Raw genomic sequence first — 25,994 nt, 5'->3', positions numbered from 1 at the left:
ATACTCAAACGTAGCGATAACCTGAACCTTTTTTACAAAAAAACACAAAGTGTTAGATCTCTTATAAAATTGTGTGATCAGTTTAACAGGATGAGAACATTATTTGTTCATTGCATAATTTTATTCATACAGTGTTATTAAAGAGTAGTGATTGATGATGAGAATGTGAGTTAATCAATAGTTTTTTAATAATTCCTATTTAATATCAAATTGATAACAAATTTGATGATGATAAGTTTGTTGAGGTTCTAAATAACAGCTTGGTTGTGGCCAGTCAGGATGATGAGGGCTATCAGGTAAAAACTGAGCTTCTAAAGCTATTCCTGCAAAATTATTGTATTGACCATTATGCCTGTTAGGCGTATGTTTTAAAAAATTACCGGTATAGATTTGCAGTGCGGGTAGGGTTGTTTTCACATTCATCTTCACTTTTTTATCGGCTGATATTAGTTTAGCGGCAATGGATTGCGATTTATTTAATAAGTAAGCATGATCATAACCGCCAGTGATTTGTCTTATCGGGCTTTCTAGAAATCTTTCGGCGATGAATTTTGGTCTGCGTAAATCCATGTCATATTGGTTAACGCTCACTAAATCACTGTTTGGTATGCCGCTATGATCAACCGGTAAATAAAAGTCAGCATTAACTTGTAAGGTGTGATTTAGGATATCTTTGCTCGTTTCTCCGTCTAAATTAAAGTAAGCATGATTGGTTAGATTTACAGGGGTAGTTTTGGTGGTAATCGCATTAAAAGAGAGAATAACTTGATTGTCATCGGTGAGTTTATAGGTAACTTCAACTTTTAGCTCTCCAGGGAATCCTTGATCTCCATCAGGCGATATCAAGGTAAATATAACTTGCTTGTCAGATTGAGATTGGATGTGCCATAGTTGTTTATCAAATCCGAATTTACCGCCATGCAATTGGTTTGTTCCTTGATTGGTACTAAGTGAGTAGTTTATTCCGTTAATTTCAATGGTTGCGTTTGCAATTCGGTTAGCATATCGACCAATGGTAGCCCCAAGATAGGCCTTTTGTTGTGCATATTGTTCCAAATTTTTACAACCAAGTAGTACTTCACGATTTTGTCCTGCAACGGGTAATTGACAAGAGAGCCAAGTTGCTCCCCAGTTTGAAAGTTTAATTGTCATTCCCTGTCTGTTTGAAAGTGTTATAATCTGTTTTATGAGCATAAAGCGTGTGCCCCTTTACTTGGTATGCAGACATAAAAATCTTCTTTGATTCCAAATTTTTTAGCATAATTATTTTTAACAACGGCTCTGATATCGTCAACTTTATTTTTTGGTACGAGTGCAACTACACATCCCCCAAAACCTCCACCTGTCATACGTACGCCACCTTGTTCACCTAGGTTGTTGTGTATGATTTCAACAAGATAATCAATGGCTGGCACAGTGATTTCAAAATCATCACGCATAGAGTTATGGCTTTGTGCCATAAGATTTGATAGTAGTTTATAGTCGCTATTTGCCAGTGCTACAGCTGCTTTTAAGGTACGATCGTTTTCGGTAATTATGTGACGAGCGCGTTTAAAAACAATAGGATCCAGTTTATTTTTAATTTGCTTTAATTCATCTAAAGTTACATCTCGTAACGCTTTGACACCAAAGGCTTTAGCGGCTGCTTCGCATTGTTGACGACGACTGTTGTATTCGCTGTCCACTAAACCACGTTTGATATTTGAGTTGATAATTACGACTGCAAAATCTTTAGGTATTGAAACTGGCATTGCCTCTAATGATCGGCAATCAATCAGTAAGGCATGCTGTGCTTGCCCTAGTGCGGAGATAAGCTGATCCATTATTCCACAATTACAACCAACAAATTGGTTTTCTGCTTCCTGACCAATCAACGCTAATTTAGTGCCATCTAATGGCAAATTATATAAAACCTGAAACATTTTAGCTATGGCAACTTCAAGTGATGCTGATGAACTAAGTCCTGCACCTTGTGGCACATCACCACTAATGGCTAGATCAACCCCTTGTATATTATGAGTATATTTTTTTAAATGTTTGATTACGCCACGTACATAGTTAGCCCATTGGTATTTTGGATGTTTTTCAATTGAGGAATCTAATGAAAATTCGTCTTGCTCATTATTGTAGTCAACTGCAATGACCCGAATCAAATTATCTGAACGTTTATGACAGCTGATTACTGTTTGATAATTAATAGCGCAAGGGAGTACAAATCCGTCATTATAATCGGTATGTTCACCAATTAAATTTACGCGACCTGGCGCTTGTATTGTCGTATCGGGTTTATAGCCAAATTTAGCTTCAAATGCTTGCGAAGTTTTATTGATTAATTCTTTCATTTATTTATCCTTTATCTCTTTATAATGCACATCACTAACATTACGCAGTCTTTCAGCTGCCTGTTCCGGCGTTAAATCTCGTTGTACTTCGGCTAACATTTCGTAACCGACCATAAATTTTTTGATTGTTGCTGAACGTAACAACGGTGGATAAAAGTGAGCATGAACTTGCCAATAATCAGTTGTATTTTGCATAAATGGTGCGCCATGCCAACCCATTGAATAAGGAAAAGAGCAACGAAATAAATTATCGTAGCGGCTGGTTAATTTTTTCAGTGCTATTGCTAAATCACTTTGTTGATTGCTTGTTAGTGAGGTTAATTGTGGAATATGCATTTTGGGTAATAATAATGTTTCAAATGGCCAAGTTGCCCAAAAAGGGACCACGGCCAACCAATGTTTGGTTTCAACGACAATTCGCTCACGCTTTATTTGTTCTTTTTCTACATAATCAACTAACAGATTTCGGTGATATTTTTCATAGTAATTGCGCATATTGAGATCTTCACGCGCAATTTGGTTGGGTAAAAAGCTGTTTGCCCAAATTTGTCCATGTGGGTGTGGGTTAGAACACCCCATGATTGAGCCCTTATTTTCAAATATTTGTACCCAAGGATATTTTTTACTTAATTCTTGTTGTTGACCTATCCACGTTTTGATCATGCTTTCAATGGTAGATAAATCGAGTTCAGGCAAAGTTTTACTGTGATCAGGTGAAAAACAGATAACGCGACTTGTGCCTCTGGCACTTTGCATTTGAAATAGCGGATCATTATTATCTGGCGAAATTGGCGTATCTTCCATCAATGCAGCAAAATCATTGGTAAAGACGAAAGTCCCCTTATAGTTGGGATTGATATCACCGGTTATTCGCTTGTTTCCTGCACACAAAAAACAAGTTGGATCGTGACTCGGTTTTTGTTCTTCGCTTAACTCTTCTTGTTGTCCTTGCCAAGGACGTTTTGCTCTATGTGGTGAAACAAGTATCCACTGATTAGTTAATGGATTATAACGACGATGAGGATGATCTACTGGGTTAAAAATATCCATATTTGCCTCTTTAATTTGATTCGATTTTGTTGTTATTATTGTCGAGCTTCAATTCAATCAGGATAGCCTTGTGGATTATTAGATTGCCAATTCCATGAATCTTTTACCATATCATCAAGGGTGAGTTTGGTTTTCCAACCTAATATTTGTTCGGCTTTGTTAGCATCAGCCCAGAAAGCCGGCAAATCACCAGCACGGCGAGGTGCAAAATGCCAGTTAAGTGGTTTTCCTGACGCTTTTTCAAAAGCTTTAATTACTTGCAAAACACTGTAACCAACACCTGAACCCAAATTATAAATATGGATTCCAATTCTATTTTGATCAGCTTTAAGTGCAGCAATGTGTCCATCAGCTAAGTCCACAACGTGAATAAAATCGCGAACACAAGTGCCATCTTCGGTTGGATAATCATTACCAAACACAGCCAGAGATTCACGTTTACCCACTGCAACTTGAGTAATATATGGCATAAGATTATTTGGAATACCAAGAGGATCTTCACCCATTAAACCACTAGGATGAGCACCAACTGGATTGAAATAACGTAGCAGTGTTAATGACCAATCAGGCTCAGCATTGGCTAAATCCATCATGCATTGTTCAACCATAAGTTTACTTTTACCGTATGGGCTAGTAGGTAATCCTTGCGGTAACGTTTCAACGTAAGGAACGGGTGCTAATTCACCGTATACCGTAGCTGAAGAACTGAATACCAATTGCTTAACCCCTGCATCACGCATCGCTTTCATTAACACAATGCTGCCATACACATTATTTTCATAGTATTCCAGCGGTTTGTATACAGACTCACCAACAGCTTTTAAACCAGCAAAGTGAATAACGGCTTTGATGTTGTGCTCTTTAAAAATGGTTGCTAATAATTTTGCATCACACACATCCCCTTGATAGAAGATAATAGGTTTCCCTGTGATAGTTTGTATTCTTTGTAATACTGAGGCTTTACTATTGAATAAATTATCAATAATAATAGGTGTATAGCCTGATTGAATGAGTTGAACACAAGTATGGCTACCGATATATCCACAACCGCCAGTGACTAATATTTTCATCTAAATACCTTAATTTGAGTTAATTATGTTCAGAGAATCGAAATTAATTACCGGATTCTTCATTTTTTTTATATTTGAAAACATCCCATGGTCCACGTCCTGATAATGTGAAGGACGAAATCAGTGTAAAGCTGAAAGCGATGAGTCCAAGAACTAAGTAGGCTCCTTCAAAGCCAATATTAACATACATCAATCCAGCAAAAGTAGACATAAACATGATAGATAATTGTTTTGCAAAGCAAAATGCGATTAAGTAAACGGTTGCTGATAAGCGAATAGGGAAGTGTTTAGTAATATATTTAAAGGCTCCAACTAATAATAATGGTGCTTCAAACATATGCAATGTTTTTAAAATTACCACTTCAACTGCGTTACTAGCAAAAGCTGAACCAGTGATGCGAATTGACATGATTATGCCTGCAATCAATAAGGTATTTTTACTGCCGATTTTCATTACAATTATGGGCGCAAAAAACATTACTGTGGCATTTAAAAATTCGCCGAGTGTTGTAACGTAACCAAATGCTTCACGGCCTAATTGCTCACTTGAAAAAAAGGAAGTAAAAAAGTTAGCAAATTGTTGGTCAAATACATCATAAGTACATGCTACACCAACGATATAAAGCATAAAAAACCATGTCTTACGCATTCTAAGTAAATCTAACGCCAGTTTTAGATTGAAAGGTTCAGGTTTGTTTAATCCCAATTGTTCTACTACGTCAGTTGTTGAGGTTTTTGCCGGATCAGCGATTTTAACTAAAATTAATAGAATTAGGGCAAATCCAGAACATAACCAATAAACAGCATTGACGTTTTTCGATATCATAATCCCAACAAACGATGCACAAATTGCCCAACCAAAACATCCAAACATACGACTGCGACCAAATTCAAAACCACTGCGACGACTGATTTTTTCAACTAAGGCTTCGATAGCTGGAGCCCCACCACTAAAGACCATACCTAGGTAAAATCCACCCACAATTGCACCTAACGTGACATTAAATTTGAGTAGTGGTCCAAATACGAAAATAAAAAATGGTCCAAACAATACTAATAGCAGGGTAATAATCCATAGCAGGTGTTTTTTTAATCCTAATTTATCCGAAATCAAACCAAAAATAGGTTGAAAAACTAATGCAAATAACGAAATAAAAGAAAAGACGTATCCTGTACTTGCTTCATCAAGGCCAATCATTTTTAACCAAACTGGAAAAAAAGGGCAGTATGCTCCCATAATAAAAAAGTAAAGAAAAAAGTAGAGGCTAAATACCCAATAGTTTTTATTATGCAGTGATGACTTAATGTTTTGATTCATGATGAACTTCCTCTGTTAAGCTTTAAATGATTTGGCCTCATTTAGAAATCGTTTACACTTTTATTTATCGAAAACGTTATTGGTTAAAATGAATACTATCACTTTATTTATTACAAAAAAGTGATCCAGTTAACATTTTATGAAATCGATTACATTTAAGTTTTTTGTTAAAAAGTTTGAGGTTAAGCAGACGTTTCAGTATATATTTTATAATTATTTTCTAATTTATTGAGGTGATAATAGCCAATAGTAGCCAATAGAGTAAGGGTTACAGCAATGCTTACTTACATAAAATGAATTTTTAATTTTTTTTCATTTTGGTATTTATTATAAAAAAGTGATTTATGAAATCGATTACAATTATTGGGTATAACGATATTTTATGAATAATGACTTATTCGCTTGATTTGTTAACTTCTTTAGATGAATATAAATAATGACACTTAAAAATAGAAATAAAATGGGTGTACAGTGAATGTACTTAATCTTTTAGTATGATATTGAAAGATGAGATTTAGGTCATAGATAACGGTTTTCATCCAAATGGTCAGTAAGCTTTTTTTGAAAATGTATCGAATCGGTGTGAAAACGTATATTAAGTTTGTTTTTATATTATCTCCCTTTAAAAATAAGTAGTTTTCTGAAGATATGTTGTGCAGATTTTTGCATCAATATGTTATGGGATCGGATCTGAGTGAGTAATCTATTTTATCAGCTTAATAGGATTAATATTTTTACGTAAATTACTCATAGAGCATCTGAAAACAGTCGTTAATTATTCTTGTGATAATTGCGTTAAAGATTATGTGTTCCACCGATGTGTGTCGGTGGAATCGATGTCTTATTGAAAAATTTAAATGACTATTAATTATCCTTTAAACGTTTTGCAAAATCTGCCCAATTATAATAACCATCACTGTTGATATAAGCATTTTCCAACTTTAATTGATAATGTTGTGGTGGATTATGAATATCAATTGGCTGCCCAGTATAAAGTTGTTCAAAACTTTGATAAACGTATTCGGCTCTAAAAAAGTAATCACCTGAAGAAATGTGGCGATAGCGTTGGAAGATAACCATCCCGCCGATTGGTGTATTTTCACATTGGTTTGGAAGCTGGTATGGTGCAAAATCCAAAGCGCCGAGCAAGGCTGCAATAGTACTATCATGCCCAACGAGTAGATTAACTTTGTGAGATTGGTGATGCAGTAAATCATCGATCTTATTGATTAATAATTTACTAATGTGTTGAGCAATGGTCTTGCAATGGAAGACTAAATCAATATAGTGGTTACGAATTTGCAGGATTTGTTGCCATTGTTCTAGGCGGGTTATTTTGCCCCATGCGATCTGATCTTTTGGAAATGCAGAATAATATTGTAATAAAAATGCATCAACGGCACAAATTCCGATGGCTAGTGGTCCATGTAACTCAGGTTCTTCATTTTTTTTAAAATAGAGTTCATAGGGGATATCGGCAAAATCACATCGATAGCGTGCATATAATTGTGAATGTGGATAGTCCAATATATCTGAGACCATTTGATAAGCGGGCGCTAAATTTTTGAAGATAGATGCGGTTTTGTCGGCCTCTTCAATATCCCTCAATACAGCTTGTTTTAATTCTGTAGAGTCATCTTGTACACTTGGATCAAAAATCGGATCCATTTTTTCAATGGTGTATTTGTGATGGATAGGAATGTCATAACCCGCAAAAGCGCCATTAACTAAGAATTGAGCTGTTGCCACTGTTCTTTGAAGGCTGTTTGCATAAACGTAGATATCAGGATTTTGAGGTTCAATATTAATGTTTTTTTGTTCAAGCCATTGTGATAGATAATGTCCAAAGAAAGCTTCTAATACGCCTCCTCGCGTTGTTAAATAACCATAAGCATGATCCCAGCTAGGCCATTTTAACGGGCTGGATTGTTCTAAAAATGCTATTGTGTTTTCTAACGGAGTACGGATACCGTGACGACTTAATATAATGACTTTGTCTAATTGGTATTGATTGTTGTTCATTGAGTTACCCATCCTTGTTTATGCAAATAATTTAAAATGAAGTCTCGTTGCCCTTTAATAAGGGTTTCTGCAATTTTATCACTCCAACCACTTGTTTTTTGATTGGTTTGTCGATGTCCATAGTATTGGCGCATCTGAGTATCGTATTGTGCTAATAATTGATGATTAATTGGTTGGTAGTGATTTTCAAAAAAAACTAATTCTTTTGGTAATCTTGGTTTAAGATCTGGATTTTGGTCAGGGTAACCAATGCAAAGTCCAAAAAGCGGTAGAACATATTTGGGTAAGGCAAGTAATTGTGTTACTTTATCGATATTGTTGCGTAACCCACCAATATAAACCGTGCCTAAACCTAATGATTCAGCCGCAATAACAGTATTTTGTGCCATAAGAGCGGTATCAATGCAACCAACTAAAAGCTGTTCGGCTTTTTCAAGGGGAATGGTTGGATCGATTTGAAAATGGCGATTAAAATCGGCACAAAACACCCAAAATTCAGAGGTTTGATTTATATAGTTTTGATCTCCAGCATAATGTGCTAGTTTTGAGCGATTTTTGTTGTCAGTAATTCTGATTATTGTGGTGCATTGTAGAAAATTAGAACTTGGAGCCGATTGTGCAGCTTGCACAAGTGATTCAATTTGTTCGTTAGATAATGGCGTTGATTGGTAAGACCGAATTGAACGACGGTGACAAATTAAATCAATTGTTCTATTTTGCATAATGACTCCTTGTTTTATTGCTATTTTTTCATGAACTGTAAATCCCAAACGCCATGACCTAAATTTTGACCACGTTTTTCAAATTTGGTGATAGGTCGATCATCCGGTCGTGGAATATAGTCACCTGTAGCTGATAAATTTTCAAAACCTTCAGCTTCAGTTAAAACCTCTAACATATGTTCGGCATAATTTTGCCAGTCGGTAGCCAAATGTAAAACACCACCGATTTTTAATTTTTGCCGAATTAATTGTACAAATTGTGGTTGAATAATGCGACGTTTGTTGTGTCTTGCTTTATGCCATGGATCGGGAAAGAAGATCTGCACTTTGTCTAATGAATGATCAGGAATCATGTTTTCTAGCACTTCTACGGCATCATGACACATTACTTTTAAATTCGATAATTGGTTTTCTTCAATAGCCATTAAACAAGCACCAACACCTGGTTTGTGTACTTCAATACCTAGAAAGTTTTTATCTTGTGCATTTTGGGCCATTTTAACTAATGATGCCCCCATGCCAAATCCAATTTCTAAAACGACAGATTTATTTTTATCAAAGCATATTGGTGAGTTTGAGTGGTATTCAATGCCAAATATTGGCCATAAATTATTTAATGCTTGTTCTTGACCTTTAGTTAAACGACCTTGTCGTAGTACAAAACTTCGGATCGTTCTTTTGGGTTTGATTTCTTGGTTATTGCTATTTAATTGTTCGTTCATCACGTTATCTACTTGGATTGTGGAATTTAGTAAAACTAATTAATGGATTTGTACGTTATTTTACTCGATTTTGGGGTATGAGCCAAAGTATCTTAAGGTCAAATTTTTTTAATTAATAATTTTGATATATATATCAAATATTTTTGATAATTTTTTATATTGTGGTTGAGCATGATAGATAAATAATTATATAATTATGGCTCCGATTTAACCGATTACAAATAAAGTAATCATTATAACATGCTTGAGGATTTCTCGTGCCTGATATGAAGCTTTTTGCTGGTAATGCCACACCCGAGCTAGCAAAACGTATAGCTAATCGTCTTTATACTTCTCTTGGTGACATTGTAGTTAGCCGTTTTAGTGATGGTGAGGTAAATGTCCAAATTAATGAAAATGTCCGTGGTGAAGATGTTTTTATTATACAATCAACTTGCGCGCCAACCAATGATAACTTAATGGAATTATTGGTAATGATTGATGCTATGCGTCGTGCATCAGCTGGTCGTATTACTGCGGTTATTCCTTATTTTGGTTATGCAAGGCAAGATCGTCGAGTTCGTTCTGCACGTGTGCCTATTACGGCTAAAGTGGTTGCTGACTTTTTATCAACTGTTGGTGTTGATAGAGTATTGACAGTTGATCTTCATGCTGAACAGATTCAAGGTTTCTTTGATGTGCCTGTTGATAATGTATTTGGTAGCCCAGTTATTTTAGAAGATATGTTGCAACGTGATTTTGAACGCCCAATTGTGGTATCTCCTGATATTGGTGGTGTGGTGCGAGCGCGTGCAATTGCCAAACTTCTTAATGATACTGATATGGCGATTATCGATAAACGTCGTCAGCGTGCCAATGAAGCTGAAGTAATGAATATTATTGGTGATGTTGCTGATCGTGATTGTATTTTAGTGGATGATATGATTGATACTGCAGGAACACTTTGTAAAGCTGCTGATGCCTTAAAGGCTCGTGGCGCTAAAAGAGTATTTGCCTATGCAACTCATCCAATTTTTTCAGGAAAAGCAGTCAGTAATATTAAAAATTGTGCTATTGATGAAATTGTGGTTTGTGACACAATTCCATTAACCGCTGAAGTTAAAGCATTGAAAAATGTGCGCCAATTAACTTTATCAGGTATGCTTGCTGAAGCCATTCGTCGTATTAGTAACGAAGAATCAATTTCAGCAATGTTTCATTACTAATCTGTTTTAGTATTATGATTACCAGCCCCATTTTTGGGGCTTTTTTACTTATAGCAACTTATATTTTCTAGCAACATTTATTATCAAATTATCATGACAACTATTAAACTTATTGTAGGGCTAGCCAATCCTGGCAACGAATATGCGGCAACTCGCCATAATGCGGGAGCATGGTTTGTTGAACAATTGGCGGATCGATATCATCAATCTTTAAAAAATGATCCAAAATTTTTTGGTTACAGTTCAAGAATAACTATTTCTGGTCATGATGTGCGTTTATTGGTACCGACAACTTTTATGAATTTAAGTGGTAAAGCAGTACAAGCTATGGCAACATTTTATCAGATTAAGCCTGAAGAGATTCTTGTTGCGCATGATGAGCTCGATCTCAATCCAGGTATTGCTAAATTCAAGTTTGGCGGCAGCCATGGCGGGCATAATGGCTTGAAAGATATTGCCAACAAATTAGGTAATAATCCTAATTTTTATCGCTTAAGAATCGGTATTGGTCATCCCGGCGATAAAAATAAAGTTGTGGGTTTTGTTTTAAATAAGCCTTCAAAAGCAGAACAAGAGTTAATTGATAAAGCGATTGATGAATCGGTACGTTGTACAGATATTTTGTTGTCTGATGGTATTGAAACCGCGATGAATCGATTGCATGCTTTTAAAGCCTAGTGAATAGGGTTGATGAGTATCAAGACCGCTAATATAGCGTTTTTATTAAAAATCCACCTATAATAAAAGGTGGATTTAACATGCTTTAACTCTTTGTTTTAAGAGAAAAGGTGAGATACATTTCCCCCTTTTTCCGCAATTTTTTTCATTACTGCTTTTATTAGCCATGTATTCATGGCAGCTGTGTCATCCATACTACCTGTATAATCAAGCTCTTTAGCTAGTTTTTTACGAGCATCCAAACTGTTATCTAAACCTAAAAGTTTTAAAAGATCGACAATTGATGTCTTCCAGTTTAGTTTTTCAGGAAATTTTTTAGCTAAGTTTTCAAGAATTGCCATAACATCAACATTTGATGCTGGTGTTTGGTTTCCTGAGTTTTGTTGATTCTGCTGATTTTGTTGGTTTTGATCTTGACCGGTAGATGTTGTATCTTTGTTATTACCTGTCATATTATTAACTTGATTTTTGACAGCATCAGTAACATTACCTACTGCTGCTTGCGCACTTGGAAATATTTTAGAAAAAATACTATTTAAGATACCCATATTACACCTCTTATGTTTAAACTGCTTTTGAAAAGACTGCTTAACGATATGGATGTAGACAATATCACTATTAATATAACGCGGAACAGTAGGAAAAGTCAAAAAAGTAATATTTTCTTGGCATTTTATAACTAGAAACCTAGGTTAACGATTTTTTCAAATCATCTTTAATGATACAAATATGTAGAATGTTACTTAGCGTTTTTTTATCATTATTTTCCTTTTACACCATCAATTTAACTGTTTTGGATGGCCATTTCTAGTAAATTAGTTATACTAATTTTTCATCAATATTATAAAAATAGACAAAGTAAAATATCCTTAAGAATTTTATAAACATTACTTATCAATATTGTTTATCGAATCTAATGAATTTAGAAAATTAGATTGCTACCAAAAATTATTATTGGTGCGCTATTAAATACTGTAGGAGCCTGACGTGAATTAATGATTCTATTGTACGCAATAATAGGAGAAAGTTAATGATGTTTATTTAGATGCAATACCTATCTACGACACTTTATTTATGATTATGCAAAAAAATACCCATTAAAATGGGCATTTATTAATACAGAAAAAATTAAAGTTATCCAAAAAATGCCCGTTTAATGGCATATTCAACACCACGAATTTCCGCTAAACCACGTAAACGACCTATTCCCGAATAACCAGGATTGGTGTGCTTTTTAAGATCATCCAACATTTGATGCCCATGATCAGGGCGAACAGGTATAGCGCGTTGAATTCCTACTTTTTTACGGCGCTGTTCTTCGGTAACGAGCGCTTTGATTACCGCATACATATCCACATCACCACCTAAATGGTCACCTTCGTGAAAAGAGAGTGGATTTTGTTCGCGAACGGTTGCGCGTAAGTGAATAAAATGAACTCGGTCAGCAAACTTTTCAGCCATGGTCGCCAAATCATTATCATTGCGAACGCCGTATGAACCTGTACAAAAGCAAAATCCATTGTGAATACTGTCAACGGTATCTTTGATCCATTGCATGTCTTCGATTGTTGACACAATACGCGGTAAACCTAAAATTGGTCGAGGAGGATCATCAGGGTGCACAGTTAATACCACACCAACTTCTTCAGCGACAGGAACAATTGCTTTCAAAAAGTAGGCATAATTTTCGCGCAATTTGGCTTTATCAATACCATCATAAGTCGCCAAATGTGCTTTAAATTGCTCAAGAGAGTAGCCTTCTTCCGCACCAGGTAAACCAGCAATGATATTAGCTATAAGTTTGTCTTTATCTGCTTGAGTCATTATCTCAAAATAAATTTTTGCTGAGTCGATGTCTTCTTTTGAGTAATCTTCTTTGGCATTGGGTCTTTGTAAAATATGAATATCAAATGCTGCAAATGCAGTTTGATCAAAACGTAAAGCTTTGGAACCGTCTGGTAGCTCATAAGCAAGATCAGTACGAGTCCAATCTAACACAGGCATAAAATTGTAACAAACAGTATCAATGCCACAAGCGGCTAGATTACGAATTGATTGTTGGTAATTTTCGATATGTTGTTTAACATTTCCTGAATGCGTTTTGATCTCTTCATGAACAGGAATACTTTCAACAACAGACCACGTCAATCCTTTTTCTTCAATAATTTTTTTTCGTTTTTGTATTTCTTCAACTGTCCATATTTCACCATTTGGAATATGGTGCAAAGCTGTCACAATTCCAGTTGCTCCTGCTTGTTTGATATCATCTAGTGATACTGGATCATTTGGTCCAAACCAACGCATTGTTTGTTCCATATAAATCTCCTCAATGATTTTTATTTGTTTAATTTTCTATACGAGAAGATCTATAAACAATGCTGATTTTTTATTGTCTATGGGTTAACAATGCTAACCGGAATAGAATCAAATAAATAACCATCAAAATTTGGATCTTCACTATCAGAAACTGTCATTAATGTTTGTTTAACATTTTCTAAATGTTGCCACATAGCATGGCGTGCACCTATTGCATCTTTTACCTGTAATGCTTGCAGAATTCTTTCATGATCGTAAAGCCATTTTTTTCGGTAACTATGATCGGTAATGCGACTGTGTAATTGATTCCACATTTTGCTGGCCGAACGTTTTTGCCATAAATCATTTAATAAACTTTCAAGTATTGAGTTTTTTGTTGCTTTGGCAATGGCAATATGAAACATCTCATCAGCACTATAATCATCAAGAATACCTTGTTCTAAAATTTGGCGTTCTTGCTTTAAAATTGCTCTTAACTCGATGATATCGGATTTCAATATTTGTGAAGCGGCAAAAGCGGCAATGTTACTTTCAATAAGTTGTCTTGCTTGTAATAGTTCAAATGGTCCAAAATCCTCTTCTTCTATGTTTTTATCTTGTTCAGATAAAATTTCACTTGGTAAACCAATTACATATACACCAGAACCTTTTTTTACTGTAACCAGATTTTCAAGTTCTAGCATAATTAGCGCTTCACGCACTACTGTTCGGCTTACATTAAATGCATCAGCAATATCGCGCTCAGGTGGTAATCGTTCACCAATTTTATAAATACCACTTTTTAATAATGATTTCAGCTCATTACCAATTTGTTGATAGAGCCGATTAATTGTTGGCATTATTTTAATCCTCATTCTAATTTCGGTTAAATAACGTCAATTATAAGCGATTTGTCATAAGTACTATAAGCCACTGATGATTTAAAATACGTTTATTTTTATAATTGGTATGCCAATATGCATTCGTATTATAAATAGTTTCGAAAAGGTGCCTATTAAATAAACCAAAATATGTGATTATGATCACATATTTGAAAATTAAAGATGAAAATTTTATCTACAAGTGAAAATATGTCCAACCAATAAAGTATTTAAATTGTTAATTACGGTGAATAAAATGTTAAATTTATCCAAAATCCCAGAATCAATCGAACATAAGCCTTCATATGACAGAAAAAAAATGATTTCACGCATAGTCCACTTAGGATTTGGTGCGTTTCATCGAGCGCATCAAGCATTGTTTACCGATCGCTTACTGAATAAGGGCGTAAGTGACTGGGGAATTTGTGAAGTTAATATTTTGGGTGGTGAGGAATTAATTGAAGATATTCGTCAGCAAGATCATTTGTACACCGTATTAGAAAAAGGAACTACGACAACCCAAGCGTTTATTGTTGGTAGTGTAAAAGAGTCGTTTTTGGCATCTACTGACGGCATTGATGCAATTTTAGAAAAAATGGCCGATAGTGTGGTAGAGATTGTGTCTTTAACCATAACTGAGAAAGGGTATTGCATGCTACCAGGTGGTGGTGATTTAGATTTAGAGAATCCATTAATTAAATTTGATTTAGCTAATCCATCCAAACCGAGATCTGCTCCAGGTGTTATTGTCGAAGCTCTTTATAGAAGAATGCAAAGAGGACTCAAATCATTTACGGTGTTATCCTGCGATAATATTCCAGAAAATGGGGCAGTATTAAAAAAAGCGATATTAGGTTTGGCAAAAGCACGAGATGTAAAATTAGCAGAGTGGATTGAGACGAATGCCACTTTTCCATGTACCATGGTTGACCGTATTGTACCTGCGGCAACACCGGAGACATTAACTGATATTCAAAATGTATTAGGTGGCATGTTTGATCCATGTGGTATTGCTTGTGAACCTTTCATTCAATGGGTTATTGAAGATAATTTTGTTACCAGTCGCCCTAATTGGGATGAAGTTGGTGCCGAATTTGTCAATGATGTGGTACCTTATGAAGAGATGAAATTACGTATGCTAAATGGCAGTCACTCTTTTTTGGCTTATTTAGGTTATCTAGCAGGGTACAAACATATTAATGATTGTATGAATGACGCCAATTATAAAAAAATAACACTTGCACTGATGATGCAACAACAAGCCCCCACACTTCATGTACCTTCACACGTCAATCTATCACAATATGCTAATCAACTTATTGAACGATTCAGTAACCCTTCCCTTAAACATAAAACTTGGCAGATTGCCATGGATGGTACGCAAAAATTACCACAACGAATGCTTGATTCTGTGCGTTGGCACCTTAAAAACAACTCCGATTTTTCATTGCTTGCTTTAGGTGTAGCGGGTTGGATGCGTTATGTAAGCGGTATGGATGATAATAAGAATGATATTGATGTACGCGATCCAATGCAAAAAGAATTAAAATCGCTTGTTAACTCAAGTCAAGATGGTTTAGAAAGGGTAAATGCTTTATTGAGTTTGAATGCGGTGTTTGGTGAAGATTTATCGAATAATTCATTATTTAAAGAACAAATAACGCATCATTATCTTTCTTTAATGCAAAAAGGTGCAAAACAAACTCTCTGTGATTTAGTGAGTTGAAGTTGTATCACTCTTACGAAAAAATTTTTGAACAATAATTTTTGTTACCAATAAAGATGAAAGCAAAAGAGACACCAACCTATTCGATTGATTATTTTTAGATTGCTTTCAATGTAATAATAATGAGTTTTAATATTTTTGGTACTAACGAAAGATAAAGTAACGTTGTTGCAATCTCATTCTTAGTACCGACAGATTATGATGCATATCGGTTATTAACAATTTTTAGAGTGATAATCTAAGATGCATAATGTTTTCGAATGATGAATATTTTAGATTAGATTAACTCGTCCTGAAACTTTCAATTTGTATAAGCAAAATGTTTTTAAATAATTGATAATCATGGAAGCTCGAAATTATCCGCAATAATAATACTGTGTAAAAAATAAAGAGTGGTAAAACTTATACTAAGTATTGCTTCCATGCTAATAAAGATGTGAACAGTTTTGTTTTGATTCTCAATTCACTTTTAACAATCAACACACTGGCTTTCATTTATAAGTTAAAGCACATTCCAGTAAAAGCAAAGTGCCAATTATTCTTAATAGAGCTGGCTTTTTTTCCAAACTGGATGATAATAACTTTATCTCGAAAAACAATCAAAAAAACGACCTTTATATTCAATAGAATAATTCAGTAGTTGATTATTCTATTATTTAAATTTTGACAAAATAGAGTTGTGAGATACTATTGTTTTTCAATAAAAAAATAATAAACTGTAAATGTTTTTTTTAAGTAAGACTTTTTGATTTAAATAAGGTAAATTAATACTACTTATTTTGCATCATGTGTAATTAGTTGACTATTATTTTATTCGGAAATAAAGGTAAGTATCAAATATGCGTTATAATGAGCCACAGATGTTAACCTCAATTTTGTCTCAACAAACTTGTTTATCCCAGATAAAAGAGAAAACATTTGCATTAAATAAATTGGCTGATGTGATTAACGAGTTATTACCAACATTGCTAAGGCAGCAATATAGAATTGCTAATTATCGTCAAGGTATTCTTGTCCTTGAAGTAAGCTCAGCCAGTTGGTTAACCAGATTAAGATACGAGCAAAGTAATTTGTTATCTGAAATTAGAAAACAGATATTACCATCCCTATCTTCAATTCAATATAAAATTAATCCAGACCTTTCCAGTCAACATTCAAAAATGATCAATGATTCATCAAAAAGTGTTACAATTGCGCGAGCTTTAAGTCCTCAAAGTGCTACTTATTTGTCTGCTTTGGCAGAAAGTGCTCCAGATAAACTGAAAAAACAATTGATTAAACTTGCTAACCATGCAAAATAAGTAAAACTATTGAACAATAGTGTAAAAAGTTATACAACGAAAGATACAAGGAGTGAAATATGGATAAACAGATGATGATTTATCTTGTTATTGGCTTAGTAATTGGTTTTGTTTTAGGTATTATTTTGACGAATGTGTTTAGTGCAAAAGGGCGTAAATTTGCACAAGTAAAACGCCAACTTGAGGAAACTCAAGAGCAGTTAAAAATCCAAAAACAGACAATTAGTAAATATTTTTCACATAGCGCTGAAATTTTAGATAACATGGCTAATGATTTTCGTCGTCTTTATCAACATATGGCTGAAAATTCAGGAAAATTTACTTCAGAAAATGATATGCCAGTTATGGCTCTAGATTCGAGCAATGATACGAGTATAAAAAAAACATTCACTCTAAAAAAACAACCAAAAGATTATTCTGATGACCCTTCCGGTTTATTCAAAACTGACGAAAATAAATCCTAATAAATCTTAGTTTTTTGCACTAGAATTATCTGGTGAAATGTTGTGGTAAATATTAAATTTTTTAAGGATGAGAGAGTTTTATGATTAATAATTCTTTACTAAAACCCAAAAAATTACTTAGTTTAATTGTGTTAGGCTTAAGTCTTTCATTATCTACCTTACCTAATGCCTTTGCTGTTTTTCCTTCATTTCCAACTAGTGAAAATAGTCAGCAACAACCTAGCTTAGCATCAATGTTAGAGACAGTATTGCCTTCGGTGGTTAGCATTAAGGTTGAAGGAACTGCTCAAATGCAAACCAATATTCCTGAAGAATTTAAGCGATTTTTTGGGTATCCTGATAGTCAATCAAGAGCGTTTTCAGGGCAAGGCTCAGGCGTTATTATTGACAGTGAAAAAGGGTATATTGTTACCAATAATCATGTTATCGAAAATGCAGATAAAATCACTGTTTGTTTAAATGATGGGCATGAATATGCTGCTAAATTAATAGGTAAAGATCCTCAAAGTGATATTGCATTGCTTAAAGTTGAAGAGGCTAAGAAATTAACGGCCATTACTTTAGCTGATTCGGACAAATTACGTGTTGGTGATTATGTTGTTGCTATTGGTAATCCATTTGGAATTGGACAAACTGTTACATCTGGTATTATTTCTGCGCTAGCTCGTAGTGGACTTAATATGAATGGCTTTGAGAATTTTATTCAAACGGATGCTTCAATCAATCGAGGTAATTCAGGTGGTGCTTTAGTTAATTTAAATGGTGAATTAGTGGGGATTAATACGGCTATTATTGCACCTAGTGGTGGTAACGTCGGTATCGGTTTTGCTATACCGAGTAATATGGTGAAAAATTTAACTTCTCAACTGATTGAATATGGAGAAGTTAAACGTGGTGTACTTGGTATTAAAGGTAATGAGTTAACCTCTGATATTGCCAAAGCATTTGATTTAGATGTGCAAAAAGGTGCTTTTGTGAGTGAGGTGCTTGACGACTCTGCCGCTAAAGCAGCTGGTATTAAATCTGGTGATGTGATTGTTTCAATGGATGGTAAGCCAGTCGATAGTTTTGCAGAATTGCGAGCTAAAATTGCTACTACTGGTGCGGGCAGAACTGTACAGTTAGGTATCATTCGTGATGGTAAAACAATGACAGTCAATGTCAAATTAAAAAATAGTGATGAGTCTGCTACCGAAGCAAAATCATTACACCCAGCTCTTGACGGCGCAACATTAAGTAATGGCAATGTCAAAGGACAAAAAGGCGTTTTAATTGAAGGTATTGCTAAAAATTCGCCAGCATCTCGATTAAGTTTACAAAAAGGTGATCTTATCACGGGTGTAAATAAACAAAGGATTACCAATATTGCTGATTTACGTAAAATTATCGATAGTAAACCATCAGCAATTGCGTTAAATATTGTACGTGGTGATAGCCAACTCTATCTTATTTTACGATAATGCATTGTTTTATGTGATTTCGCCGATAGTTTCTATCGGCGAAAAACATAAATATTAACTGTTAATTAGATATGTTAAAATCATATCTATTCTACTGCTACTCTAGTAATCATTCTAATGCTTAAAAAAATCCTATGGCCAATATTGATTGGTTCTGTTTTAGCTATCGTATTGTTGATTATTTTTCCATCGCTACGTAATGGAACTCAATCAAATTTTCCAAACTTCATTTTTAATAATGACCCTATGAGTTATTCATATGCGGTTAAAACTGCTGCTCCAGCAGTAGTGAATATCTATAGTCGTTCAATTAGCTCCGTGCCAAATCGATCACAAGATAGCGCAATCACGCCATTAGGTTCAGGGGTTATAATGAGCAAACATGGTTATATTATTACTAATTATCATGTGGTAGACGGAGCAGAACAAATTATTGTTGCTTTACAAGATGGTCGAATATTTGAAGCTTTGACTGTTGGTTCTGACAAATTGGTTGATATTGCCGTTTTAAAAATTGAAGCGACTAATATTCCAACGATTCACATCAATTCCCAACGCGAACCCAAAATTGGCGATGTCGTTTTAGCAATTGGTAATCCTTATAATATTGGGCAAACTATCACTCAAGGGATCATTAGTGCAACAGGTCGAGATGGATTAAGCCCATATAGAAGACAGAATTTTATTCAAACAGATGCTTCAATTAATCATGGTAATTCAGGTGGTGCTTTGGTTAATACAAAAGGCGAATTAATGGGGATTAATACTCTGACGTTTGCAAAAAATATGGGAAATGAAATTCCAGAAGGCATTGGATTTGCTATTCCAACATCTTTGGCCGTTAAAATTATGAAGAAATTAATTCAGTATGGTAAAGTTATTCGTGGTTATATTGGTATTGATGGGTTAGAGTTTGCGCCAACACAAAATCCAAGTGATATACCAGTTGTGTTAGGTATTTTAGTGACCAATGCTGAAGGTCCTTCCTTACAAGCAGGTGTACAGCCTAATGATATTTTGATTATGGTTGATGGTAAACCGGTTAAATCAATTGTTGAAACGATGGATCAGATTGCAGAGTTGAAACCGGGACGAACCATCCCCATTATCGTATTACGAAATGGAGAAAAGATTGAATTGCAGGTGGTAATAGGGCAGTTACCAGTTTGATTGATCTTTTTTATAACTTGATTATTTACCGTTTAAGGCGTATAATTCGCGACCTTATCATGTTTTTTAACACTCGTATGGTGTATAGATTTTGCTTTTATGGCCATTTATATAGCGATACGAACAAACTTTAGAGGTTTATTATGAAAGAAGGTATCCACCCAGAATATAAAGCAATTAAAGCAACTTGTTCTTGCGGTAATGTTATTAATACTCATTCAACAATTGGTCATGATATTCATCTTGACGTATGTGGTGAATGTCACCCGTTCTATACAGGTAAACAACGTGATGTTGCAACTGGCGGACGTGTAGATAAATTTAAACAACGTTTTGCTATGGTTGGCGGTAAAAAATAATTTTCCGTAAATTACAGAGTAATTATTAAAAAAGGCGCATTATGCGCCTTTTTTATTTTTTTATCTTAATTGATGATATTATTCTTCAATAAAAATATAAATGACAGTTATTCATCAATTAAATCGGGATCGATACCTAAATTACGCATCATTTCCTTAGCTTGGCTAGGGATGCCATCTTCACGATCTTTCTGTAAGTCTTCATCGCAAGGTAGCGGTTGACCAGTGTAAGCATGAAGAAATGCTTCGCATAACAGTTCACTATTTGTTGCATGGCGTAAATTATTCACTTGTCGACGCGTACGTTCATCAGTCAATATTTTTAATACCTTTAAAGGTATGGATACAGTAATTTTTTTTACTTGCTCACTTTTTTTTCCATGCTCAGCATAGGGACTTATGTATTGGCCATTCCATTCCATCATATTTTTCACCAAATTACATCACAATTTATAGGGTTAATTTTAACTTTTTTTTTATTTTGCTGCAATCTATACATCGAGATAGTTAGACGTCTAGACATGTTGACGTCTTGAATAGTTGTGTTATTCTTATACAAGTAAATTATTAAAATAAATATAGTATTATCTAGGGATGTTATTATGGCTAGCCAATCAAAAAATTTAAGTCAAGGCACTATTGCTGTCCGAGGTGGAATCAATACCGATGATCAATATGGGAGCGTGGTTCCTGTCATTACACCGTCAACGTGTTACCGTTATCAAGAGTTTGCAACACCGAGAGAATTTGATTATGCACGCAAAGCAAATCCTAGTAGACGATTTGTTGAGGAAACGGTCGCTAAGTTGGAAGGTGGTTCGGATGCGATTCTTACTAACTGTGGTATGTCTGCCATTCATCTTGTCAGTGTAGCGCTGTTAACACCGGATGACTTGGTGGTTGCTCCTCATGATTGTTATGGTGGCAGCTATCGTCTATTTAATAGTTTAAGTCAACGTGGTTATTTTAAAGCAAAATTTGTTGATCAATCTGATCCTGTTGCATTAAAAGAAGCTTTAAGGTTACGACCAAAATTAGTATTGATTGAGACGCCAAGTAATCCATTACTTCGTGTTGTTGATATTCAAGAAATATCACAACAAGCACATGAAGTTGGTGCTCTGGTTTTAGTCGATAACACATTTATGACCCCTATATTGCAAAAACCTTTAGAGCTAGGAGCGGATATTGTCAGTCATTCATGTACTAAATTTCTGAATGGGCATTCCGATCTTTTAGCGGGTATTTTAGTATTTAAAGACCAACAACTTGCTACAGATGTGTTATGGTGGGCAAATAATATTGGTACGCTTACCTCATCATTTGATAGTTATCTATTATTACGTGGCTTGAGAACACTTGCAGCTCGAGTAATTTTACAACAAGCCAATGCACAAAAACTTGTTGAGTTTTTAGTTAACCATCCGAAAATCGCTCATGTTTATCATCCTTCGTTATCGTCTAATCTTGGTCATGAAATTGCCAAAAGACAACAAAAGGGTTTTGGTTCATTGCTAAGTTTTGAATTAGCTGGAGAACCTGAGGTAATGCCTAAATTCTTAAAAGAACTGAATATTATTACGCTGGCTCAATCTTTAGGGGGCGTTGAAAGTTTAATCTGTCATCCAGCAACAATGACTCATTCAGGTATTAGTGCTCAAGCACGTACAACAGCCGGTATTTCCGATCAACTCCTTCGTGTCTCTGTTGGTTTGGAGGATATCAATGATTTGTTGGGGGATTTAGAACAAGCTTTAGCAGCCATTTAACATTTTAGTAAAAATGATAAAGTTTAATTTACACAATGATGTGATATTTCAACTCAACACAATTCTGTTTCTTCAACTTTATCATTATGTTAAATTTTATTATTTTTTTGAAAGTCTTCTATTTTTTCTTTAATGGCAGCAAAAATTTCATCGAAAGAGTGTCGTTTTGTTCGACCACATATTTTAGCGATATTCTCACAAACTAAACATTGTCTTGGCGCAAGCTCAAATTGCGAGCGAGATACACTTTTTTGTGTTATTGGATCGATCACATCAATATCCCACAAACGACCTAATGGATGTTGGCTTTCGATATCAATGCAGTATTGTTTCAGTTTTTCAATAGCGCAATCTAACACAAGAATTGCTTCTGAACCCGTTAACTCATGATAGTGTTGCTCTTCAATTAACGGTATATTATTTTTAATAAAAAATTGATGTAACGCGGCGATCGCTTCTTGAAATAGATAATGCGCTCCACTACTACTTTTTATTGGACCTGGGATGACTAACGTTAATGATATAAGAGGTTTTTTATAAAGTGAAATAGCGGTTAGTTGGTTTTCTACCCTTTTTTCTTTAGCTAATAACATTTGCTCAAGACTAATTGGGGTGCCATCATCAAATTTAATTAACATTTTATTCATAATAAAGGAATTATAGCATGACATTATTTATGCCATGCTATAAAAGATCGTTGAGTCATTAATCTTTAACTTGACGAACTACATCAATAACAGAACCATCACGGAAATGAACGATACCTACAATTTTATCTTCAAATTCGATTGGTTTTGGTTCACCTGTTAAAGAAACCGCTCGTTGATAAAGTTCTTCAATGCTCATCACTGGTAAATTAGCTGCTTTTAAACGTTCAGCAATTTCTGGACGATTAGGGTTCACTGCAATACCATGATCAGTCACTAGTACATCAACGCTTTCACCTGGAGTTACCAGCGTGGTTACATTTTTAATTACTGTTGGGATACGGCTGCGAATTAATGGCGCAACAATAATTGTTAAGTTTGCTCCAGCAGCGGTATCACAGTGACCACCAGATGCTCCGCGCATTACGCCATCAGAACCCGTTAATACATTTACATTGAAATTAAGGTCAATTTCTAAAGCACTTAAAATCACAATATCTAATTCATCAACGCTTGCCCCTTTAGAAGCTGGGTTAGCATAAACATTGGTTGAGACTTCAATATGATCTTTATTTCGGCCTAAAGATTGTCCTGCTGCACCGTCAAAGCTTTGGGTATCTAATAAACGTTTAACCAATCCTTTTTCATGTAAATCAACAATACTTGCTGTAATGCCACCTAAAGCAAATGAGGCTGTGATATTTTTAGCGCGCATACGATTTTCAAGGAAACGCGTTGCGGCTGTTGAAGAAGCGCCAGAACCAGTTTGAATTGAGAAGCCATCTTCAAAATAACCAGAATGTTCAATAACATCAGCAGCGTAACGAGCAATCATAAGTTCACGAGGATTGGTTGTGATACGTGCTGCACCAACACTGATTTTGGTTGGGTCACCGACTTCATCAACTTTAACAATATAGTCAACTTGATCTTGACGAATACTAGCAGGGTTATTTGGATAACCAACGATATCTTCAGTGAGTAAAACCACTTTTTTGGCAAACTGTGCATCAACCATTGCATAGCCAAGTGCACCACATTGTGACTTACCTGATACACCATTAGCATTACCTTGTTCATCAGCAGTAGATACGGCTAAAAATGCGATATCAATATTAATTTCACCACTTTGGATAAGTTTTACCCGTCCACCATGAGAATGGATATGTACAGGGTTATCCATTAAACCATGTGAAATTGCATCAGCTAATTTTCCACGTAATCCAGAGGTGTAAATTTTAGTAATCACACCAGCTTCAATATGTGGAATTAATGCTGCATTACAACTTAACAATGAACTTGATGCTAAAGTCAGATTTTTAATGCCTAATTGACTAATTGTCTCTACAACTTTATTGATAACCTTATCACCTTCACGGAAAGCGTGATGGAAAGATATGGTCATACCGTCACGTAATTCACAATTTTTAATTGCTTGTTCAATAGAATCACATAATTTACGAGTATATTTAGACTCATCTTTTAAATATGGTGTTGTTGCATTAGCATCAGTAAATGGTGTGATATTTTTAAGATCAGGATGCTGTTTTAATAAATCATCAATTTTTTGGTTTATAGAAGTTGTCATATTTCAATCCTATCAAATTTCTTTACGTACACCGGAGTATTTTGCTAGTTCAATGATTTTTTGAGCACGAGTAATAATTGGTGCATCAATCATTTTGCCATTCAAAGAAACAACTCCAAGCCCCTTTCTTTCACCTTCTTCAGCTGCTTCAACTACTTTTTTAGCGTTTTCTACTTCACTCGCAGTAGGAGCATAAGCATTGTGTAAAAGCTCAATTTGTCTTGGATTAATCAATGATTTACCGTTGTATCCTAATTTTTTGATTAGGCTCACTTCTTTTAAGAAACCTTCGTCGTCATTAACATTTGAATAGACAACATCAAAAGCATCGATACCCGCTACACGAGCTGCATGTAAAACAGCGCAACGAGCATAAAACAATTCCGTACCATCGCCTCTTTCTGTTTGCATATCGACAAGATAGTCAAATGCAGCTAAAGCGATACCAATTAAACGAGACGATGATTTAGCAATCGAAACTGCATTAACAACACCTAGAGCCGATTCAATGGCTGCCATTAATTTAGTACTGCCGACTTCACGCCCACATTCTTTTTCAATTCGTTCAACGTGAGCTTCAAGCTCATGAATATCTTCTGCGCTGTTTGTCATTGGTAAACGAACAACATCTACTCCTGCTCGAACTACGGCTTCTAAATCTTTAAGTCCAAATGGTGTATTTAGTGCGTTAATTCTGACCACTGTTTCAATATTGTGTTCTTTATAAACAGGCATTTTTAATGTTTGAGCTACTAGTAGACGTGCTGAGTCTTTTTCTTTAATTGAAACCGCATCCTCAAGGTCAAACATGATTGAATCAGGTTTGTATACAAACGATGTTGATAACATTGCGGCATTGGCGCCTGGAAGAAATAACATGCTGCGACGTAATTTTTTCATAGTAATTTACTCCAATCTAAATTCTCTTCTTCTGCACCGCGTAATACTGCACATTGAATTCTTGCTCTAATCGCACAATCTAAAGCACCTTTATCATCAATAATAATTAAACCATCAGTTACATTCAAATCATTTAAAGTCTGATTGACCACTTCACGTATTTGATCGCCAAATTGCTTATTAACATCACTATTAATAACAATTTCAATCCCCGTATTTGGCATGACTTTAACTAACAAATCGCTCGATTCGAGAGTCCCAGCCATAGCTTCTTTTTGTATTTTCATTTTTTTACCTTTTAAAAC

General features: G+C 35.0%; 25 protein-coding genes. 9 read left to right on the top strand and 16 right to left on the bottom strand.

Annotated features, from left to right (window positions below):
• Positions 1-195: 195 nt before the first annotated feature.
• The 8 genes from galM to trmB all read right to left on the bottom strand — a co-directional run bounded on the left by galM (position 196) and on the right by trmB (position 9,246).
• Complete coding sequence (gene galM, locus J3U13_RS01340; RefSeq protein ID WP_267339591.1) at positions 196-1,194, bottom strand: galactose-1-epimerase; 999 nt, start codon at positions 1,192-1,194, stop codon at positions 196-198.
• Positions 1,185-2,342 (bottom strand): galactokinase, encoded by a 1,158-nt coding sequence (gene galK / locus J3U13_RS01335; protein WP_267339590.1) that lies wholly within the window; start codon positions 2,340-2,342, stop codon positions 1,185-1,187. Before galK ends, galM begins: the two co-directional genes overlap by 10 nt.
• Positions 2,343-3,392 carry a galactose-1-phosphate uridylyltransferase gene (gene galT / locus J3U13_RS01330; RefSeq protein ID WP_267339589.1) on the bottom strand — a complete coding sequence of 350 codons (1,050 nt, stop codon included), beginning with the start codon at positions 3,390-3,392 and terminating at the stop codon, positions 2,343-2,345.
• Between the two features lie 53 nt (positions 3,393-3,445).
• On the bottom strand, positions 3,446-4,462 hold the full coding sequence (gene galE, locus J3U13_RS01325) for a UDP-glucose 4-epimerase GalE (protein ID WP_267339588.1): 1,017 nt from the start codon (positions 4,460-4,462) through the stop codon (positions 3,446-3,448).
• Between the two features lie 43 nt (positions 4,463-4,505).
• Positions 4,506-5,780, bottom strand: coding sequence for an MFS transporter (locus J3U13_RS01320; RefSeq protein ID WP_267339587.1), 1,275 nt, complete (start codon positions 5,778-5,780; stop codon positions 4,506-4,508).
• Between the two features lie 864 nt (positions 5,781-6,644).
• Positions 6,645-7,802: a histidine-type phosphatase gene (locus J3U13_RS01315; RefSeq protein ID WP_267339586.1), complete on the bottom strand. Its 1,158-nt coding sequence runs from the start codon at positions 7,800-7,802 to the stop codon at positions 6,645-6,647.
• On the bottom strand, positions 7,799-8,524 hold the full coding sequence (gene nfsA, locus J3U13_RS01310) for an oxygen-insensitive NADPH nitroreductase (RefSeq protein WP_267339585.1): 726 nt from the start codon (positions 8,522-8,524) through the stop codon (positions 7,799-7,801). Before nfsA ends, J3U13_RS01315 begins: the two co-directional genes overlap by 4 nt.
• A gap of 20 nt (positions 8,525-8,544) precedes the next feature.
• Positions 8,545-9,246, bottom strand: coding sequence for a tRNA (guanosine(46)-N7)-methyltransferase TrmB (trmB, locus tag J3U13_RS01305; protein WP_267339584.1), 702 nt, complete (start codon positions 9,244-9,246; stop codon positions 8,545-8,547).
• Between the two features lie 257 nt (positions 9,247-9,503).
• Here trmB and J3U13_RS01300 point away from each other — a divergent pair, with 257 nt between their 5' ends.
• Entirely contained in the window at positions 9,504-10,451 is a 948-nt protein-coding gene (locus J3U13_RS01300; RefSeq protein ID WP_267339583.1) for a ribose-phosphate pyrophosphokinase, read from the top strand.
• A 93-nt stretch (positions 10,452-10,544) separates the two neighbouring features.
• A complete protein-coding gene (gene pth / locus J3U13_RS01295) occupies positions 10,545-11,129 on the top strand; it encodes an aminoacyl-tRNA hydrolase (protein ID WP_324123783.1) in 585 nt (194 codons plus the stop codon).
• 98 nt (positions 11,130-11,227) lie between these two features.
• On the opposite strand, the gene J3U13_RS01290 is transcribed toward pth, so the two are convergent.
• The 3 genes from J3U13_RS01290 to J3U13_RS01280 form a co-directional block, all read right to left on the bottom strand.
• Positions 11,228-11,677 carry a DUF3597 domain-containing protein gene (locus J3U13_RS01290; protein WP_267339582.1) on the bottom strand — a complete coding sequence of 150 codons (450 nt, stop codon included), beginning with the start codon at positions 11,675-11,677 and terminating at the stop codon, positions 11,228-11,230.
• A 586-nt stretch (positions 11,678-12,263) separates the two neighbouring features.
• Positions 12,264-13,445, bottom strand: a complete 1,182-nt coding sequence (gene uxuA, locus J3U13_RS01285) for a mannonate dehydratase (protein WP_267339581.1) — start codon at positions 13,443-13,445, stop codon at positions 12,264-12,266.
• 77 nt (positions 13,446-13,522) lie between these two features.
• Positions 13,523-14,284 carry a GntR family transcriptional regulator gene (locus tag J3U13_RS01280; RefSeq protein ID WP_267339580.1) on the bottom strand — a complete coding sequence of 254 codons (762 nt, stop codon included), beginning with the start codon at positions 14,282-14,284 and terminating at the stop codon, positions 13,523-13,525.
• A gap of 268 nt (positions 14,285-14,552) precedes the next feature.
• Here J3U13_RS01280 and J3U13_RS01275 point away from each other — a divergent pair, with 268 nt between their 5' ends.
• The 6 genes from J3U13_RS01275 (at position 14,553) to rpmE (ending at position 20,785) form a co-directional block, all read left to right on the top strand.
• The gene (locus J3U13_RS01275; protein ID WP_416380626.1) at positions 14,553-16,031 is read left to right on the top strand and encodes a mannitol dehydrogenase family protein; all 1,479 of its coding nucleotides are present in this window, start codon (positions 14,553-14,555) and stop codon (positions 16,029-16,031) included.
• An 839-nt stretch (positions 16,032-16,870) separates the two neighbouring features.
• Positions 16,871-17,332 (top strand): DUF721 domain-containing protein, encoded by a 462-nt coding sequence (locus tag J3U13_RS01270; protein ID WP_267339578.1) that lies wholly within the window; start codon positions 16,871-16,873, stop codon positions 17,330-17,332.
• A 59-nt stretch (positions 17,333-17,391) separates the two neighbouring features.
• Positions 17,392-17,796 carry a YhcB family protein gene (locus J3U13_RS01265; RefSeq protein ID WP_267339577.1) on the top strand — a complete coding sequence of 135 codons (405 nt, stop codon included), beginning with the start codon at positions 17,392-17,394 and terminating at the stop codon, positions 17,794-17,796.
• 80 nt (positions 17,797-17,876) lie between these two features.
• Positions 17,877-19,256: a Do family serine endopeptidase gene (locus J3U13_RS01260; RefSeq protein ID WP_267339576.1), complete on the top strand. Its 1,380-nt coding sequence runs from the start codon at positions 17,877-17,879 to the stop codon at positions 19,254-19,256.
• Between the two features lie 117 nt (positions 19,257-19,373).
• Positions 19,374-20,426: an outer membrane-stress sensor serine endopeptidase DegS gene (degS, locus tag J3U13_RS01255; RefSeq protein WP_267339575.1), complete on the top strand. Its 1,053-nt coding sequence runs from the start codon at positions 19,374-19,376 to the stop codon at positions 20,424-20,426.
• A gap of 143 nt (positions 20,427-20,569) precedes the next feature.
• Positions 20,570-20,785, top strand: coding sequence for a 50S ribosomal protein L31 (gene rpmE, locus J3U13_RS01250; protein WP_034883381.1), 216 nt, complete (start codon positions 20,570-20,572; stop codon positions 20,783-20,785).
• Positions 20,786-20,892: 107 nt separating this feature from the next.
• Here the strand turns inward: rpmE and metJ are convergent, their stop codons facing one another.
• Positions 20,893-21,210 carry a met regulon transcriptional regulator MetJ gene (metJ, locus tag J3U13_RS01245; RefSeq protein WP_267339574.1) on the bottom strand — a complete coding sequence of 106 codons (318 nt, stop codon included), beginning with the start codon at positions 21,208-21,210 and terminating at the stop codon, positions 20,893-20,895.
• 177 nt (positions 21,211-21,387) lie between these two features.
• On the opposite strand from metJ, the gene metB reads away from it, so the two are divergent.
• Entirely contained in the window at positions 21,388-22,554 is a 1,167-nt protein-coding gene (gene metB / locus J3U13_RS01240) for a cystathionine gamma-synthase (protein ID WP_267339573.1), read from the top strand.
• Between the two features lie 89 nt (positions 22,555-22,643).
• Here metB and citX read toward each other — a convergent pair whose 3' ends face one another.
• The 4 genes from citX to citD form a co-directional block, all read right to left on the bottom strand.
• A complete protein-coding gene (citX, locus tag J3U13_RS01235) occupies positions 22,644-23,192 on the bottom strand; it encodes a citrate lyase holo-[acyl-carrier protein] synthase (protein ID WP_267339572.1) in 549 nt (182 codons plus the stop codon).
• Positions 23,193-23,259: 67 nt separating this feature from the next.
• Complete coding sequence (citF, locus tag J3U13_RS01230; protein WP_267339571.1) at positions 23,260-24,789, bottom strand: citrate lyase subunit alpha; 1,530 nt, start codon at positions 24,787-24,789, stop codon at positions 23,260-23,262.
• A 12-nt stretch (positions 24,790-24,801) separates the two neighbouring features.
• The gene (citE, locus tag J3U13_RS01225; RefSeq protein WP_267339570.1) at positions 24,802-25,689 is read right to left on the bottom strand and encodes a citrate (pro-3S)-lyase subunit beta; all 888 of its coding nucleotides are present in this window, start codon (positions 25,687-25,689) and stop codon (positions 24,802-24,804) included.
• A complete protein-coding gene (gene citD / locus J3U13_RS01220) occupies positions 25,686-25,976 on the bottom strand; it encodes a citrate lyase acyl carrier protein (RefSeq protein ID WP_267339569.1) in 291 nt (96 codons plus the stop codon). Before citD ends, citE begins: the two co-directional genes overlap by 4 nt.
• Positions 25,977-25,994: the final 18 nt, after the last annotated feature.

Source organism: Gilliamella sp. B2887 (assembly GCF_026537015.1).
Classification (GTDB): Bacteria; Pseudomonadota; Gammaproteobacteria; order Enterobacterales; family Orbaceae; genus Gilliamella.
Note: the sequence above shows the minus strand (reverse complement) of the source record. Positions and strands in the feature narration are given on the sequence as shown.

Excerpts from the sequence above, each read along its gene's own strand:
- galM (WP_267339591.1), bottom strand. The coding sequence starts at position 1,194 with ATGCTCATAAAACAGATTATAACACTTTCAAACAGACAGGGAATGACA.
- galK (WP_267339590.1), bottom strand. The coding sequence starts at position 2,342 with ATGAAAGAATTAATCAATAAAACTTCGCAAGCATTTGAAGCTAAATTT.
- galT (WP_267339589.1), bottom strand. The coding sequence starts at position 3,392 with ATGGATATTTTTAACCCAGTAGATCATCCTCATCGTCGTTATAATCCA.
- galE (WP_267339588.1), bottom strand. The coding sequence starts at position 4,462 with ATGAAAATATTAGTCACTGGCGGTTGTGGATATATCGGTAGCCATACT.
- J3U13_RS01320 (WP_267339587.1), bottom strand. The coding sequence starts at position 5,780 with ATGAATCAAAACATTAAGTCATCACTGCATAATAAAAACTATTGGGTA.
- J3U13_RS01315 (WP_267339586.1), bottom strand. The coding sequence starts at position 7,802 with ATGAACAACAATCAATACCAATTAGACAAAGTCATTATATTAAGTCGT.
- nfsA (WP_267339585.1), bottom strand. The coding sequence starts at position 8,524 with ATGCAAAATAGAACAATTGATTTAATTTGTCACCGTCGTTCAATTCGG.
- trmB (WP_267339584.1), bottom strand. The coding sequence starts at position 9,246 with ATGAACGAACAATTAAATAGCAATAACCAAGAAATCAAACCCAAAAGA.
- pth (WP_324123783.1), top strand. The coding sequence starts at position 10,545 with ATGACAACTATTAAACTTATTGTAGGGCTAGCCAATCCTGGCAACGAA.
- J3U13_RS01290 (WP_267339582.1), bottom strand. The coding sequence starts at position 11,677 with ATGGGTATCTTAAATAGTATTTTTTCTAAAATATTTCCAAGTGCGCAA.
- uxuA (WP_267339581.1), bottom strand. The coding sequence starts at position 13,445 with ATGGAACAAACAATGCGTTGGTTTGGACCAAATGATCCAGTATCACTA.
- J3U13_RS01280 (WP_267339580.1), bottom strand. The coding sequence starts at position 14,284 with ATGCCAACAATTAATCGGCTCTATCAACAAATTGGTAATGAGCTGAAA.
- J3U13_RS01270 (WP_267339578.1), top strand. The coding sequence starts at position 16,871 with ATGCGTTATAATGAGCCACAGATGTTAACCTCAATTTTGTCTCAACAA.
- J3U13_RS01265 (WP_267339577.1), top strand. The coding sequence starts at position 17,392 with ATGGATAAACAGATGATGATTTATCTTGTTATTGGCTTAGTAATTGGT.
- J3U13_RS01260 (WP_267339576.1), top strand. The coding sequence starts at position 17,877 with ATGATTAATAATTCTTTACTAAAACCCAAAAAATTACTTAGTTTAATT.
- degS (WP_267339575.1), top strand. The coding sequence starts at position 19,374 with ATGCTTAAAAAAATCCTATGGCCAATATTGATTGGTTCTGTTTTAGCT.
- rpmE (WP_034883381.1), top strand. The coding sequence starts at position 20,570 with ATGAAAGAAGGTATCCACCCAGAATATAAAGCAATTAAAGCAACTTGT.
- metJ (WP_267339574.1), bottom strand. The coding sequence starts at position 21,210 with ATGATGGAATGGAATGGCCAATACATAAGTCCCTATGCTGAGCATGGA.
- metB (WP_267339573.1), top strand. The coding sequence starts at position 21,388 with ATGGCTAGCCAATCAAAAAATTTAAGTCAAGGCACTATTGCTGTCCGA.
- citX (WP_267339572.1), bottom strand. The coding sequence starts at position 23,192 with ATGTTAATTAAATTTGATGATGGCACCCCAATTAGTCTTGAGCAAATG.
- citF (WP_267339571.1), bottom strand. The coding sequence starts at position 24,789 with ATGACAACTTCTATAAACCAAAAAATTGATGATTTATTAAAACAGCAT.
- citE (WP_267339570.1), bottom strand. The coding sequence starts at position 25,689 with ATGAAAAAATTACGTCGCAGCATGTTATTTCTTCCAGGCGCCAATGCC.
- citD (WP_267339569.1), bottom strand. The coding sequence starts at position 25,976 with ATGAAAATACAAAAAGAAGCTATGGCTGGGACTCTCGAATCGAGCGAT.